This is a genomic window from Brevundimonas denitrificans (assembly GCF_030160755.1).
Taxonomy (GTDB): domain Bacteria; phylum Pseudomonadota; class Alphaproteobacteria; order Caulobacterales; family Caulobacteraceae; genus Brevundimonas; species Brevundimonas denitrificans.
In genome coordinates, this window is the sequence record NZ_BSOY01000070.1 from 1 (window position 1) to 13840 (window position 13840).

Annotated in this window: 11 protein-coding genes; 2 read left to right on the forward strand and 9 right to left on the reverse strand. The window is 67.8% G+C overall.

The features are described from left to right. The 7 genes from QQJ79_RS12845 to QQJ79_RS12875 all read right to left on the reverse strand — a co-directional run. The coding region (locus QQJ79_RS12845) for a biotin/lipoyl-containing protein (protein ID WP_284223317.1) at positions 1 to 296 on the reverse strand (296 nt) is incomplete at its 3' end. 72 nt (positions 297 to 368) lie between these two features. Beyond that, a complete protein-coding gene (locus QQJ79_RS12850) occupies positions 369 to 3374 on the reverse strand; it encodes a 2-oxoglutarate dehydrogenase E1 component (protein ID WP_284223318.1) in 3006 nt (1001 codons plus the stop codon). Positions 3375 to 3532: 158 nt separating this feature from the next. Continuing rightward, on the reverse strand, positions 3533 to 4435 hold the full coding sequence (gene sucD / locus QQJ79_RS12855) for a succinate--CoA ligase subunit alpha (protein WP_284223319.1): 903 nt from the start codon (positions 4433 to 4435) through the stop codon (positions 3533 to 3535). A gap of 12 nt (positions 4436 to 4447) precedes the next feature. Next, entirely contained in the window at positions 4448 to 4822 is a 375-nt protein-coding gene (locus QQJ79_RS12860) for a hypothetical protein (RefSeq protein WP_284223320.1), read from the reverse strand. Next, on the reverse strand, positions 4819 to 6009 hold the full coding sequence (gene sucC, locus QQJ79_RS12865) for an ADP-forming succinate--CoA ligase subunit beta (protein WP_284223321.1): 1191 nt from the start codon (positions 6007 to 6009) through the stop codon (positions 4819 to 4821). The genes QQJ79_RS12860 and sucC overlap by 4 nt, the downstream gene beginning before the upstream one ends. Positions 6010 to 6090: 81 nt before the next feature. Further along, positions 6091 to 7602 carry a spinster family MFS transporter gene (locus QQJ79_RS12870; RefSeq protein WP_284223322.1) on the reverse strand — a complete coding sequence of 504 codons (1512 nt, stop codon included), beginning with the start codon at positions 7600 to 7602 and terminating at the stop codon, positions 6091 to 6093. A gap of 139 nt (positions 7603 to 7741) precedes the next feature. Further along, entirely contained in the window at positions 7742 to 9937 is a 2196-nt protein-coding gene (locus tag QQJ79_RS12875; protein ID WP_284223323.1) for a TonB-dependent receptor, read from the reverse strand. A gap of 178 nt (positions 9938 to 10115) precedes the next feature. Between QQJ79_RS12875 and QQJ79_RS12880 the strand changes: the two genes are divergently transcribed. Both QQJ79_RS12880 and QQJ79_RS12885 read left to right on the forward strand, forming a co-directional pair. Continuing rightward, entirely contained in the window at positions 10116 to 10817 is a 702-nt protein-coding gene (locus tag QQJ79_RS12880; RefSeq protein WP_284223324.1) for a TetR/AcrR family transcriptional regulator, read from the forward strand. After that, positions 10814 to 11593, forward strand: a complete 780-nt coding sequence (locus QQJ79_RS12885) for a LytTR family DNA-binding domain-containing protein (RefSeq protein ID WP_284223325.1) — start codon at positions 10814 to 10816, stop codon at positions 11591 to 11593. The genes QQJ79_RS12880 and QQJ79_RS12885 overlap by 4 nt, the downstream gene beginning before the upstream one ends. Before the next feature lie 10 nt (positions 11594 to 11603). On the opposite strand, the gene QQJ79_RS12890 is transcribed toward QQJ79_RS12885, so the two are convergent. Next, positions 11604 to 13064, reverse strand: coding sequence for a carotenoid oxygenase family protein (locus QQJ79_RS12890; protein WP_284223326.1), 1461 nt, complete (start codon positions 13062 to 13064; stop codon positions 11604 to 11606). 34 nt (positions 13065 to 13098) lie between these two features. Further along, on the reverse strand, positions 13099 to 13542 hold the full coding sequence (locus QQJ79_RS12895; protein WP_284223327.1) for a DUF2141 domain-containing protein: 444 nt from the start codon (positions 13540 to 13542) through the stop codon (positions 13099 to 13101). Positions 13543 to 13840 lie beyond the last annotated feature (298 nt).

The following is a 13840-nucleotide window of genomic DNA, read 5'->3' on the forward strand; positions in this document are numbered from 1 at the left end:
GGCGCGGCCCCGGCCTTCGGCGCCTCAGCCCGGGGAGCCTCGGCGGCGGGGGCGGCGGACGCGCCTTCGCTGACCACGCCGAGCACGGCGCCGGGGGTCACGGTCGCGCCGTCGGCGGCGCGGATTTCGGACAGGACGCCGTCGGAGGGCGAGACGACCTCCAGCGAGACCTTGTCGGTCTCCAGCTCGACCAGGACCTCGTCCTTCTTCACGGCGTCTCCGGCCTGTTTCGTCCACTTGCCGATCGTGGCTTCAGTGACGGATTCGCCGAGGGCGGGGGTCAGGATGTCGGCCATGGGACGGGCTCTCTCAGGTTCGTTCTCTTGTCATCCCGGAAACGGCGCAGCCGTTGTCCGGAATGGACGGGATCAGGCGAAGGCTTCGGTCAGGAAGGCGTCGAGTTCTTTCAGGTGCCGGCTCATCAGGCCCGCGGCGGTGGAGGCGGAGGCCGGGCGGCCGACGTAGCGGGCGCGCTTCGACTTCACCGACAGCTTCTCAAGCGTCAGTTCGAGCCAGGGGTCGACGAAGGTCCAGCCGCCCATGTTCTTGGGCTCTTCCTGGCACCAGACCAGTTCGGCGTTGGGGAAGCGGGCCAGTTCGGTCAGCAGCGACTTCATCGGCCACGGATAGAACTGCTCGAGCCGCATCAGATAGACGTCGTCGATCTGATCGCGCTCGCGCCGCTCCAGCAGGTCGTAATAGACCTTGCCCGAGCACAGGACCAGGCGGCGGATTTCGGCGTCCGGCTTGATCGTAATGCCGGCGACGTCGGGACGACGTTGGGCGTCGTCGTGCAGCACGCGGTGGAAGGAACTGCCCTCGGCCAGGTCGGCTATGGTCGAGACCGCCTTCTTGTGCCGCAGCAGGCTCTTGGGCGTCATGATGATCAGCGGCTTGCGGAACGGCCGGTGCATCTGACGGCGCAGGATGTGGAAATAGTTGGCCGGGGTCGAGCAGTTGGCGACCTGCATATTGTCCTCGGCGCAGGCCTGCAGGAAGCGCTCGAGACGGGCCGAGGAGTGCTCGGGCCCCTGTCCTTCGTAGCCGTGCGGCAGCAGCATGGTGAGGCCGCACATGCGCAGCCATTTGCGTTCGCCCGAGCTGATGAACTGGTCGATCACCACCTGGGCGCCGTTCACGAAATCGCCGAACTGGGCCTCCCACATCACCAGGGTGTTGGGGTCGGTCAGGGCGTAGCCGTATTCGAAGCCCAGCACCGCCTCTTCGGACAGGGCGGAGTCGATCACCTCGAACTCGGCCTGGCCGTCGCGGATGTTGTTCAGCGGGACGTAGCGGGCCTCTGTGGTCTGGTCGACGATGCCCGAGTGGCGCTGGGAGAAGGTGCCGCGCACCGAGTCCTGGCCCGACAGCCGGACCGGGAAGCCCTCGTCCAGCAGCGAGCCGAAGGCCAGGCTCTCGGCCGTGGCCCAGTCGATGTTCTCGCCGGTCGTGATCATCTCGCGCCGGCCGTCCATGACTCGCTTCAGCGTCTTGTGCATGTCGACCGAGTTGGGAATGGTCGTCAGCTTGTGGCCGAGGTCCACGAGTTTGGCGGCGGGGACCGAGGTCTCGCCGCGGCGCTCCTCGCCGTCGGGCTGGCCGATGCCCTGCCACTGGCCGTCCATCCAGTCAGCCTTGTGCGCCTCGAAGGTCTTGCCGGCCTCGAACTCGGCGTCGAGGAAGGCCTCGAACCGGGCCACTTCCGCGTCGACCGCGGCCTGGTCGATCACCCCCTCGGCGATCAGACGTTCGGCGTAGATCTCGCGCGTCGATTTCAGGGCGCGGATCTTCGAATACATCAGCGGCTGGGTGAAGGTCGGATCGTCGCCCTCGTTGTGGCCGAAGCGGCGGTAGCAGAACATGTCCACCACCACGTCCTTGTGGAATTTCTGCCGGAACTCGGTGGCCACCTTGGCGGCGAAGACGACCGCTTCGGGGTCGTCGCCGTTGACGTGGAAGATCGGCGCCTGGACCATCAGGGCCACATCGGACGGATAGGGGGAGGACCGGCTGTTGCGCGGACTGGTCGTGAAGCCGATCTGGTTGTTGACGACGAAATGCATCGTCCCGCCGGTGCGGTAACCCTTCAGCCCCATCAGGGCGAAGCATTCGGCCACCACGCCCTGGCCGGCGAAGGCGGCGTCGCCGTGGATCAGCAGGGGCATGACCTTGGAACGATCGAGGGCCCATTTCTCTTCCGGCTGGCCGGCGTTGGCCTCGCGGATGTCGAAGGCCTGTTTCGCCCGCGCCTTGCCCAGCACCACCGGATTGACGATCTCGAGGTGCGACGGGTTGGCGGTCAGGGACAGGTGGACATTGTTGCCGTCGAACGACCGGTCCGACGAGGCGCCCATGTGATATTTGACGTCGCCGGAACCCTCGATGTCCGAAGGGACGGTCGAGCCCCCCTGGAACTCGTGGAAGATGGCGCGATAGGGCTTGCCCATCACCGCCGCCAGGGTGTTGAGCCGGCCGCGGTGGGCCATGCCGAAGACGACCTCGTCCACGCCCAGGGCGCCGCCGCGCTTGATGATCTGCTCCAGCGCCGGGACCATGGCCTCGCCGCCGTCGAGGCCGAACCGCTTGGTGCCGGGGAAGCGTTTGTGCAGGAAGCGCTCGAAGCCCTCGGCCTCGATGAGCTTGTAGAGGATCGCCAGCTTGCCCTCGCGGGTGAAGCCGTTCCGGGCGAACTTGTCCGCGCCCTCGAACCGGGCCTGCAGCCAGGACTTCTCTTCCGGCTCGGCGATATGCATGAACTGGATGCCCAGCGTGCCGCAATAGGTGCGCTTGAGCAGGGCCAGGACTTCGCGGATGGTGCCGGTCTGGAGGCCCAGAACGCCGTCGAGGAAGATCGGCCGGTCGAGGTCGGCCTCGCTGAAGCCGTAGAATTCCGGGGTCAGCTCCGGATTGCTGGTCGGCTGTTCGATGCCCAGCGGGTCGAGATTGGCCTGCAGGTGACCGCGCACGCGATAGCTGCGGATCAGCATCAGGGCGCGGATCGAATCGTGGGCGGCGGCGCGGACAGCCTCGGCCAGGACGGCGGCGTCCGGGGCGGATGCGGCGGCGGGGGCCGGAGCCGGGGCGGCGGGCTTTTTGGGGTCGGGTTTCGGCGCAGGCCAGCGGCCATCGAACACGCCGGTGGCCTCGGTCGGTTCGGTGGTGACCGAACGGCCCCAGGAGCCGGCGGCGCCCGAGGCTTTCACGCTCTCGGCGTTGTCGCGCAGCTGGTCGAAGAAGGCGCGCCATTCGCCCGAGACGGACGCCGGATCAGCCGCCCATTTCTCATGCAGATCCTCGATGAACGAGGCGTTGGAGCCATACAGGAAGCTGGTCTCGGCAAAGACCTGATTCAGCCGACCGGCATCGTCCGCCATTGTTCTCGTCACGTCCCTTGGGCGGCGCGCGCACGCCTGCGCTCGACCGGCGCCGTTGATATAGGCGCTGTTTCCTTATGGGTCATGACCGAATGGGGGCGAAAGGGCCGAAATTCGGCGGAATTCCGAGATTTTTGTCCCGCTGGCGGGACAAAAACTCAGCCCTTGAGCACTTCCACCAGGGTCGTTCCCAGACGCGCCGGCGACGGCGAGACGCGGATGCCGGCGGCCTGCATGGCGGCGATCTTGGACTCTGCATCGCCCTTGCCGCCCGAGACGACGGCGCCGGCATGGCCCATGGTCCGGCCCTTGGGCGCGGTGAGACCGGCGATGAAGCCGACCATCGGCTTGGAGCGGCCCTTCTTCGCCTCGTCGATCAGGAACTGGGCCGCATCTTCCTCCGCGCCGCCGCCGATCTCGCCGATCATGACGATCGACTGCGTCTCGGGATCGGCCAGGAACAGCTCCAGCACGTCGATGAACTCCGTGCCCTTGACCGGGTCGCCGCCGATGCCGACGGCCGTGGTCTGGCCCAGGCCCTCGTTCGAGGTCTGGAACACCGCCTCATAGGTCAGGGTGCCCGAGCGGGAGACGATGCCGACATTGCCCTTCTTGAAGATGGAGCCCGGCATGATGCCGATCTTGCACTCTTCCGGGGTCAGGATGCCGGGGCAGTTGGGCCCCAGCAGGCGGGACTTCGACCGGTCCAGCCGCGCCTTGACCCGCACCATGTCCAGCACCGGAATGCCCTCGGTGATGCAGGTGATGAAGGGGACCTCGGCCTCGATGGCCTCGATGATGGCGTCCGCGGCGCCCGCGGGCGGGACATAGATGACCGAGGCGGTCGCGCCGGTAGCCTCTTTCGCCTCGGCGACCGAGGCGAAGATCGGCAGGGTCTCGCCCTCGGAGCCCGTCCAGTTCGTGCCGCCCTTGGCCGGGTGCACGCCGCCGACCATCTTCGTCCCGTAATAGCGGAGCGCCTGTTCGGTATGGAAGGTGCCGGTCTTGCCGGTCAGGCCCTGGACGATGACCTTGGTGTTCTTGTCGACGAGAATGGACATGTTCTGTGGGCCCTAAAACCGAAATCCGCTGTGGAGGGGCTGGCCGTCCAGCTCCGCCGAGACGACGAGCTGCTGCCCGTCCTTGATATCCATGACGCAGGTCCCGCCGTGCCGGGACCGGCCGTCCTTGCGCGCGATCGAATCCCGCGCCCAAACAAATCGCACCTGATCCCCCGTCCGTGTAACCGTGGGGGCGGGGAAGTCGGCGACCTCCCGACGCAACACGCCGTCCGCGTCCCGCTCGGCCTCGTCGGCGATGGCGCGCTCGACGACGTAGCGGCAGTGGTATTCAGCCTTGGCGACGGGATCCGTGATGGCGTCGGCGCCGGACGGATTGCAGGCCGTCAGACCGAAGGCGGCCACAATGACGGGGACGCCACGCGTCATCCCACCGCAGCCACGATCTTCTGCGCCGCGTCGTCGAGGTCGTCGGCGGCGGTGATGGCCAGACCCGACTCATTGAGGATGCGCTTGCCCTCGACGACATTGGTGCCCTCGAGGCGGACGACCAGCGGCACCTTCAGGCCCACTTCCTTCACCGCGGCCACCACGCCCTCGGCGATGACGTCGCAGCGCATGATGCCGCCGAAGATGTTGACCAGGATGCCCTTCACCGCGGGATCGGCGGTGATGATCTTGAACGCCGCCGCGACCTTTTCCTTGGAGGCGCCGCCGCCGACGTCGCAGAAGTTCGCCGGCTCCGCGCCGTACAGCTTGATGATGTCCATGGTCGCCATGGCCAGGCCGGCGCCGTTGACCATGCAGCCGATATTGCCGTCGAGGGCGACATAGGCGAGGTCCCATTCCGAGGCCTCGATCTCCTTGGCGTCTTCCTCGGTCTCGTCGCGCAGCGCCTTCATGTCCTCGTGGCGGAACAGGGCGTTGCCGTCGAAGCTGACCTTGGCGTCCAGCACCCGCAGATGGCCGTCCTTCATGACGATCAGCGGATTGACCTCCAGCATCGACATGTCCTTGTCGACGAAGGCCTTGTACAGGATCGGAAACAGGGTCTCGCCGTCCTTCGCCGCCGCGCCGGTCAGGCCGTAGGCGGTGTTGATCTCGGCGACGTTGGCGGTGGTCACGCCGGCTTCCGGATCGATGTCGATGGTGACGATCTTTTCGGGCGTGTCATGGGCGACCGCCTCGATGTCCATGCCGCCCTCGGTCGAGACCACGAAGGACACGCGGCCGGTCGAGCGGTCGACCAGCAGCGAGCAATAGAGTTCGCGGTCGATGTCTGCGCCGTCCTCGATATAGAGACGGTTGACCTGTTTGCCGGCCGGGCCGGTCTGCGCCGTCACCAGCGTATTGCCCAGCATCTCGCGGGCGTTCTTCACGACATCCTCGATCGAGAAGGCCAGGCGGACGCCGCCCTTGGCGTCGGCCGGCAGTTCCTTGAACTTGCCCTTGCCGCGGCCGCCGGCGTGGATCTGCGACTTCACGACATAGAGCGGGCCGGGCAGCTGCCGCGCGGCGGCCTCGGCCTGGTCGACGCTGGTGATGGCGACGCCCTCGGCGACCGGCGCCCCAAAGCTCTTCAGGACCTGTTTGGCCTGGTATTCGTGGATGTTCATGGAGAGGCGCCGCCGGACTGCTGGGAGGAGTTGCGGCGCTTATAGGGGGTGCGCCTTCGCAGGCGCAACCGTCACCCGCGATCAGTCCACCCAGTCCCGCTTCAGGGTCCGCGACGCGCCGATCAGGAGGACCGCCGCCAGCAGGTAGAAGCCCATGCCGGTGTAGATGGCCCAACGCAGGCTCTCGTCGCCGAACTGCGGCTTCAGCAGGTCGCTCATCCAGCCGAAATAGTAGAAGCCGACAGCGATACCGAGCAGGTTGTTGATCAGCAGGAACAGGGCCGAGGCGGTCGAACGCATGGGCGCCGCGACCAGGTGCTGGATCGAGGCGGTGATGGGACCCAGCCACGCCAGGTTCAGACCCGTCGGAATCAGGAAGATCAGGAAGGCGAGAATCAGCTGCTGGGCGTTGGTGCCGCCGCCGGGGATGATCAGGCCGATCAGCCACGGCGAGTTCATCGCAAGGATGAACATCGGCGCCGAGATCAGGAAGGCGATCGCCGGCGTCAGCGGATAGGCGCCCTTGCCGCGCTTGGACAGCTTGTCGGCGATCATGCCGCCGCCCCAGATGCCCAGCACGCCGCCGATCAGGGCGATGCCGGCGTAGTACCAGCTGGTCTGCGACAGGGTCAGGCCGAAGCTGCGCATGAAGAACAGCGGCAGCCAGCCGGCGACGCCATAGCCGCACACCGAGGAGGAGGCGGCGCCGAGGGCCAGCAACCAGAAGCTCGGCTTGGGCAGAACCACGGACGCCGTGCGCTGCGCGATCAGCAGCGAGAAGCCGATCACCAGGGCCAGCAGGCCGCCGAAGGCGAAGATCAGCGGATTGCCCAGCGCCACGCCGCCGAAATGGATCAGGGCGGCGAGGCCGAGCGCTCCGGCGGCGAGGCCGAGCATGATCAGGGCGGCCAGCCGGCCCGTGGTCCCCGGGGCGACGACGGGGGCCGCCGCAATCTCGGCGAGCTGGGCCTCGGACTTGACCGCGTCCGTGCCGCCGCGCTTCGGATCGCGCACCGTCAGGCGCAGCAGGGGAGCGACCAGCAGGCCGAGCAGGCCGACGACGATGAAGGCGGTGCGCCAGCCGTAGGTGGCCGCCAGCAGGCCGCCGACGAGGGTGCCCGCCGCCGTGCCGAGCGGGATGCCGAAGGCGAAGCCCGCCAGGGCCCGCGCCCGTTGATGGGGCGGGAAATAGTCCGCAACCAGGGAATAGGCCGGGGCCACGCCGCCGGCTTCGCCGACGCCGACACCCATGCGGCACAGGAACAGCTGCCCGAACGACCCGGCCATGCCGCAAAGGGCGGTGAAGCCCGACCAGACCGCGAGGGCGCCGGTCATGATCCAGACCCGGCTGTAGCGGTCGGCCAGCCATGCCAGCGGCAGTGCGAGGGTCGAATAGACCGAGGCGAAGGCGATGCCGCCCAGCAGGCCGAACTGACTGTCCGACAGACCGAACTCGGCCTTCAGCGGCGCGGCGAGGATGCCGATGATCTGGCGATCCAGGAAGTTCAGCATGTAGACGAGGATCAGGATCGCCAGAACGTAGAAGCGATATCCGGGCCGAACGGCAGGCGCGGCGGCGTCCGTGGCGGTCATGGCGTTTCCCTCGACTGGTCTTCTTGTTTGACGGAACGGTAGCGTTGCTTTTTGGCAGCGCCAAAGAAAAAGGGCGGCGGCTCAGGTGAACCGCCGCCCTGGATCAGTTGCGATCAGGCTTCAGGAGTCTTTTCGTCGATCAGAACTTGACCTGCAGCGAGGCGGTGACCGTCTGCGGCGGGCCGTAGTAGCCGATGATCGAGTTGTCGAAGAGCGCGCCCGGGAAGTTGTAGCCGCCGACGCGGTACTCTTCGTCCGTCAGGTTCTTGCCGTAGACGCCCACGGTGAAGCGGTCGGTCGGGTCGGTCCAGACGATCGACAGATCGACCAGGGCGTAGGCCTGCTGGTCCAGAACCGGGTTCGGGAACTCGAACTGGCTGTAATCGCCGCGATAGCTGACCGACGGGGTCACCGCCAGGTCGCCGCCGGCGACGTCGCCGATCCAGGTCAGACCAAGGTAGCCGGTCCATTCCGGGGCGTTCTGCAGCACCACCTGGTCGGAGATGTCCTCATACATCGCCGTACCGAGGTTGTAACGCAGGAACTGCTCGAAGTCAGAGTTCAGATAGCCCACGGCGAAGTTGGCCGACAGACTGTCGAGGATGCGCAACTGGCCCTCGAACTCCACGCCGTAGAAGGTCGAGGAGCCGACGTTGTCGACGAAGCTGGCGATGCCGCCGACGGCGGGGACCTGGGTGGTGACCTGCTGGTCCTGGTACTCGTTGTAGAATGCCGAGGCGGCGAAGGTCAGCCGATCCAGCGCGCCCTTCAGACCGATCTCCCAGGAGTCGACCGTTTCCGGATCATAGCCGTTGACGGTGTTCGGGGTGAAGATGGCGTCGCCGCGCATGTCGAAACCGCCCGACTTGAAGCCCTGCGAGAACGAGACGTAGGTCGTCATGTCATCCGTCAGATCATACGAAAGCGCGATCCGCGGCGTGAACTGGGTGAAGTCCTTGGTGTTGGTGTAGTTGGTCCGCACCAGCAGAGGGGCCCGAACCGTTCCGCCCAGGATGGGGCTGCGCGTCGCGCCGAGATAGTTGGCGCGGAACACCGTTCCCTGTTTGGTGTCTAGCGTGTAGCGCATGCCGAGGCCGAGGTGGAGTCGATCCGTCAGATCGAGGTTCACGTCGGCGAAGCCCGCCCAGCTCTCGGTGTTCACCTGTCCAGCCGTGCCGATGACGATGCCGGCGTTGCCCAGGACGGTGTCGAAGGCGCCTTCGGCATGACCGTCCAGATAGAAGATGCCGGCGACGCCCTGGACCCGGTCATAGTCGAACAGGAACTGAAACTCCTGCGTCAGCTGGTCGTCGGCATAGTAGGCCGGGATGTCCAGCGTCGGGGCGGGGGTATTGTCGAAGTCGATGACCGTGTCGGTGTCGCCCTCGCGCCAGGCCGTGATCGACTTGAAGGTCCAGTTGTCGTTGAGGTCGAGCTGGATGGTCGCCGAAGCGCCCTGGTTCATCACGGAGTTGTCGTCGCCGACGCCCGCGTTGGTGTCATAGACGCTCGGCTGGACCGCGCCGGCGGGCGTGGCGCCGGCCAGTTCACGGTGACCGTGACGGGGATTGGAGTCGTCCTGGACCCGGTCATATGCCAGACGGATCGAGATGTCGTCGCGCGGTTCCCATTCGGCGCTGATGCGGCCGGCCAGGACGTCCTTGTTGTAGTGTTCGGCGCCGGTGTTGATGTTGGTTCCGTAGCCGTCGCGCTGATAGGAGGCGACGGCGCCGCCGATGCGGAAATTATCCGCCAGCGGGATGCTGCCCACGGCCATCAGATCGATCTGGTTGTAGCTGCCATAGGCGCCGCGCAGCGTCAGTTCCGGGTCGCTCGACAGGGTATTGGTAACATATTTGATCGCGCCGCCGACGGTGTTGCGGCCGTACAGCGAACCTTGCGGGCCGCGCAGCACTTCGATGCGCTGGACGTCGTAGATGTCGAGAACAGCGCCCTGCGGACGGGCGACATAGACGTCATCGACATACAGGCCTACGCCGGGCTCGAAGCCCCACAGCGGATCCTGCTGGCCGACGCCGCGGATGAAGGAGATCAGGGTCGAGTTCGAACCGCGGGCGACCTGAACGGTGGCGTTCGGGGTCTGCTGCTGCAGGGCGGTGATGTCCGAGGCGCCGGTCTGTTCCAGGCGCTCCTCGCCGATGGCCGAAACCGAGATCGGCACGTCCTTCAGCATTTCGTCGCGACGACGGGCGCTGACGACGACGTCGTCGAGGGCCGAAACGCCCTCCTGGGGCGCATCCTGGGCCATGGCGAAGGTGGAGAGCGCGCTCCAGGCGGCTCCGGCGAGCAAGGCGGTCTTTACATAGCGGTTCATGGTAGCCCCAGTCCTGTGATTTCCAGCCCGATGACGCTTTTTATTCAGCGTTCAATGATTTTCTGGAACCTAATCGTTTTGAGCCGCCTGTCAAACGGCTCCGCTTCCCTGGGGTCACCGGCGCGCCGACCTGTGGCGCCGTTGCACAGGCGGGGCGATGCGGCCTAGCTTCGGCGTCATGACCAAGCTCGATGCGCCGACCGCAAAACGAGGCCGTCCGCCCAAGGCCAGGGCCGCCGGGGCCGCCGATACGCGGGATCTGATCCTCGACGCGGCCGAGGACCTGTTCTCGAAGCACGGCTTCTACGGCGTCACGATCCGCGAGGTGGCGCGGGAGGCGGGCGTGGATACGGCGCTGGTCCACTACTATTTCGGGGCCAAGCGCGGGCTGTTCGACGCCGTCTTCCTGCGGCGGGCCGAGGTCTGGAACAACGAGCGGGTCGACGCCATCAACCGCTACGCCGCCGAAATGGGCGAGGCGATGACGCTGGAAGGCCTGTTCGAGGCGTTTCTCCGGCCGCCGTTCCAGTGGTCGATGAAGGGCGGGCCGGGCTGGAAGCACTATTCGGCGCTGGTGGCCCAGACCAACGCCAATCCGACCTTCGGCGGCGAGACCATGGCCCGCTACTATGACCCGGCGATCCGGCGGCTGATCGAACTGATCAAGCGGGTCCTGCCGGAGGCCCGCGAGGTCGATCTTTACTGGGCGTATCACAACCTTTCCGGGGCGCTGACGCTGACCCTGGGCGAGACGGGGCGGCTGGACCGGCTGTCGGGCGGGCTGTGCCGGTCGGGGGATCTGGAGAGCGCCTGCGACTATATGGTCAGGTTCGCGGCCGCCGGGTTCCGGGCGGTCTGCGGTCCGGCGGAGCCGGCATGAGCGAGCGGGCGACTCCGCATGACGTCGTGCGGTTCGAGCTCGACCGGAGCCTGTTGCGCGGCGTCGCCGTGGCGCTGGCGGCGGGAGGGCTGCTGGCCTTTACCGGGGCGTTCGGCATGGCCGACACCTCGCTGGGATTTCGGCTGACCTACTGGACGCCGATCATGCTGATCGGGGCGATCTGGGGCCATCTCTGCTCGCGGCTGGTCGAGGCGAGGATCGACATGGACCGGCGGCCGTGGCTGGCGGTCGCGACCCTGACGCTGGTGATCTCGGGGCCGCTGGCGGTGATGGTCTGGGCGGTCACGGCCCGGTTCTTCGACGGCGACCGGTCGATCGGCCTGGCGCATCTGCCCGACTTCCTCATGCCGGTGATGGTGGTGACCGGCGCGATCAGCGCCCTGAACGTCTTTCTGGCGCGGACGCCGGTGCAGACGCATGCCGCGGCCCCCGGGGCGAAGCCGGCCCGGTTCATCGACCGGCTGCCGTTCAAGCTGAAGGGCGCGGTCATCCGGGCGGTGTCCTCCGAGGACCATTATCTGCGCATCCACACCGACCGCGGGTCGGACCTGATCCTGATGCGGTTGTCCGACGCCCTGACCGAGCTGGAGGGGCTGGAGGGGGCGCAGACGCACCGCAGCTGGTGGGTGGCGAAGGACGCGGTCCGGGACGTGAGCCGCGGCGACGGCCGGGCGACCCTGACGCTGGAAGGCGGGATCGAGGCGCCGGTGAGCCGGCGCTACGCCAGGGCCCTGCGCGAGGCCGGCTGGTATTGATCGGCCCAACCTAGCCGGCCCAGACCCCGTGGAAGCCGGCGGGCAGCGCCACATCGGCGCGCCAGCTGGCGACCGGGCCGTCCGACACATGGGCGGCGTCGAAGGCGTGCAGTTCGGTGACGCCCTCGGCGAGGTTGATCGAGGGGGCGATCAGCCAGGCGTCGGTCTCGTCCGGGCCGCGCGGGACGAAGACGGCCTCCTCCACGATCTGCGTATCGCCGAAGGTGAAATAGTCCGAACGGCCCGTGTCCCAGTCCCAGGTCGCGAGGCCGGTCGGCAGGGGCCGGTCCGGGCGTTCGCCGGCGACATGGACGGTCAGGCGGCGCGGCAGGCCGGCGCGGCGCGGGTCGTTCTTCGGGAATTCGGCGGTGACGCCCGAGGAGGCCATTTCGGCGCGGCCGTCCATGTGCAGGGTGATGAGGTTGAGCACGGCGTGTTCGCCGGGGACCGAGCCGCGCTGTTCGACCAGGACGCGGGCGCCGTCGATGGCGAAGGCCACGTCCTTGCCGGCGGCGACGTCGAAGCGGATCGCGCCGGAGGCGTCCTCCCAGGCGTCGCCGAGGTGGAAATAGCTGAAGGTCGGCAGCTCATAGATCCGGCGGCGCGACAGGTCGGCCTTGTCGACGACCATGACCTGGGTCCCCATCTCGGGCTTCCAGGCGAACTGGCTGGCGTAGGGCATGCCGCGGTGGTCGAAGACCCAGGGCTGCAGCACGAAGATCAGGTGCCGGGCCGTGGCGGTGAAGTCGTGCATGAAGCTGGCGCGCGGCAGGTCGATGAGGGAGGCCGTGTGCAGGCTGCGGTCGGCGTTGAGCCGCCAGACGATGGCCTGGCCGCCGTTCAGGCCGATGTTCCAGATCGTGCCGTCGGGGTCGTAGCGCGGGTGGGCCTGGAAGGGCATGCCCTTGAGGTCATCGCGCAGGGTCACGAAGCGCTTCGTCGACAGGTCCGAGGCCGCCATGGCCAGGGGCGCGCCGCCTTCCCACAGGGCCCAGACCTCGTCGCCGGCGACCATGACGGCGGTGTTGGCGGCGTTGGCGTCGTCGTTCGAGCCGATGCGGGCGCGGCTGTCGCCGGCGGTGCCGAAGCCGGGAGTGACGACGGCGTCGATCTCGCTCTCCCAGCGGCGTTTGGGGGTGTCGGCGAAACGGGCGTCGAGGGTGACCTGGCCCTCGTTGACGCGGAAGGCCCGCATCAGGCCGTCGCCGTCGAACCAGTGGGTCGCCGAGCCGCCGGGGCGGCGGAACTTGCCCGGGCCGTTGCGGAACAGGGTTCCGGTCAGGGCGGCCGGGGCGCGGCCGTGGACGAGGCGCAGGGCCCGGGGCGCGACGTCGGCCTCGAGATCGGCGGTGGCCAGGGCCCAGTCGGCGGCGGCCTGCTGGGCGGCCATGGCGCGGACGGTCTCGGGGGTGACGACGGCCGCTGACAGGGCGGCGGCGCCCATCAGGAAGTTGCGGCGGGAAGCGTGCATGAAGGTCTCTCCTGACGGGCGCTGCGGGGTCGGATCAGCGGATGCTGATGGTCTGGGCGGTCTCGCCGGAGACGGCGAAATGCGCGCGGTCCCAGCGGGCGGGGCCCATGTTGCCGACGGCGTTGTTGGAGAAGGCGTAGGGCTCGGTCGGCATGCCGAAGGGGTTGGTGTTCATCTCGCCGTCGCCGTTGACGTCGTGGAAGGCCTTCACCGCATAGTCGCCGGCGGGCAGGTTCTCGAAGGTCGCGACGACCCGGCCCGAGGCGGGGATGGCGGTGCGGGCCACCGCGCGGTTGGCCTCGGCGTCCGGCCCCTCGCCGTTGAAGGCGCGGGCGGAGTCATAGAGGGCGACCATGACCATGCCGGTGCGGGCGCCGGTCTCGAAGGTCAGGACGACCCTGCTGTCGGCCGACTGGGCCAGGGCGGGGGCGGCGGAGAGCAGCAGGGCGGCGGCGGCGGCGGCGGCGAGGCGGATCATGGTGCGGGGTCCTTCTGGTGTGAGGCCCGACGACCGGGCCGTTTCGATGGACCGACCGTGAAGGGCCGCCGGGGCCGCCGCCATGAGGATTGCGGGTTCGGGCGGCCGCCGTTCGCGAACGACGGCGGGTGTTCATTCGCGAAACGTGAGTGAACAGGTCTTGCCGCAGCCGTCGGCGCCGCGCTGTTTCCAGGGCGGTTGCGGGAGGCATGGCGGAGCGCCCGGGCCTTCGCCCGGAGAAGCAAAGTGAATACCGTTTCGGCGAAAGACAGACGCTCCGCACGGCTGGTTTTCCGGA

Excerpts from the sequence above, each read along its gene's own strand:
- QQJ79_RS12895 (WP_284223327.1), bottom strand. The coding sequence starts at position 13,542 with ATGATCCGCCTCGCCGCCGCCGCCGCCGCCGCCCTGCTGCTCTCCGCC.
- QQJ79_RS12850 (WP_284223318.1), bottom strand. The coding sequence starts at position 3,374 with ATGGCGGACGATGCCGGTCGGCTGAATCAGGTCTTTGCCGAGACCAGC.
- QQJ79_RS12885 (WP_284223325.1), top strand. The coding sequence starts at position 10,814 with ATGAGCGAGCGGGCGACTCCGCATGACGTCGTGCGGTTCGAGCTCGAC.
- sucC (WP_284223321.1), bottom strand. The coding sequence starts at position 6,009 with ATGAACATCCACGAATACCAGGCCAAACAGGTCCTGAAGAGCTTTGGG.
- QQJ79_RS12875 (WP_284223323.1), bottom strand. The coding sequence starts at position 9,937 with ATGAACCGCTATGTAAAGACCGCCTTGCTCGCCGGAGCCGCCTGGAGC.
- QQJ79_RS12870 (WP_284223322.1), bottom strand. The coding sequence starts at position 7,602 with ATGACCGCCACGGACGCCGCCGCGCCTGCCGTTCGGCCCGGATATCGC.
- QQJ79_RS12860 (WP_284223320.1), bottom strand. The coding sequence starts at position 4,822 with ATGACGCGTGGCGTCCCCGTCATTGTGGCCGCCTTCGGTCTGACGGCC.
- sucD (WP_284223319.1), bottom strand. The coding sequence starts at position 4,435 with ATGTCCATTCTCGTCGACAAGAACACCAAGGTCATCGTCCAGGGCCTG.
- QQJ79_RS12880 (WP_284223324.1), top strand. The coding sequence starts at position 10,116 with ATGACCAAGCTCGATGCGCCGACCGCAAAACGAGGCCGTCCGCCCAAG.
- QQJ79_RS12890 (WP_284223326.1), bottom strand. The coding sequence starts at position 13,064 with ATGCACGCTTCCCGCCGCAACTTCCTGATGGGCGCCGCCGCCCTGTCA.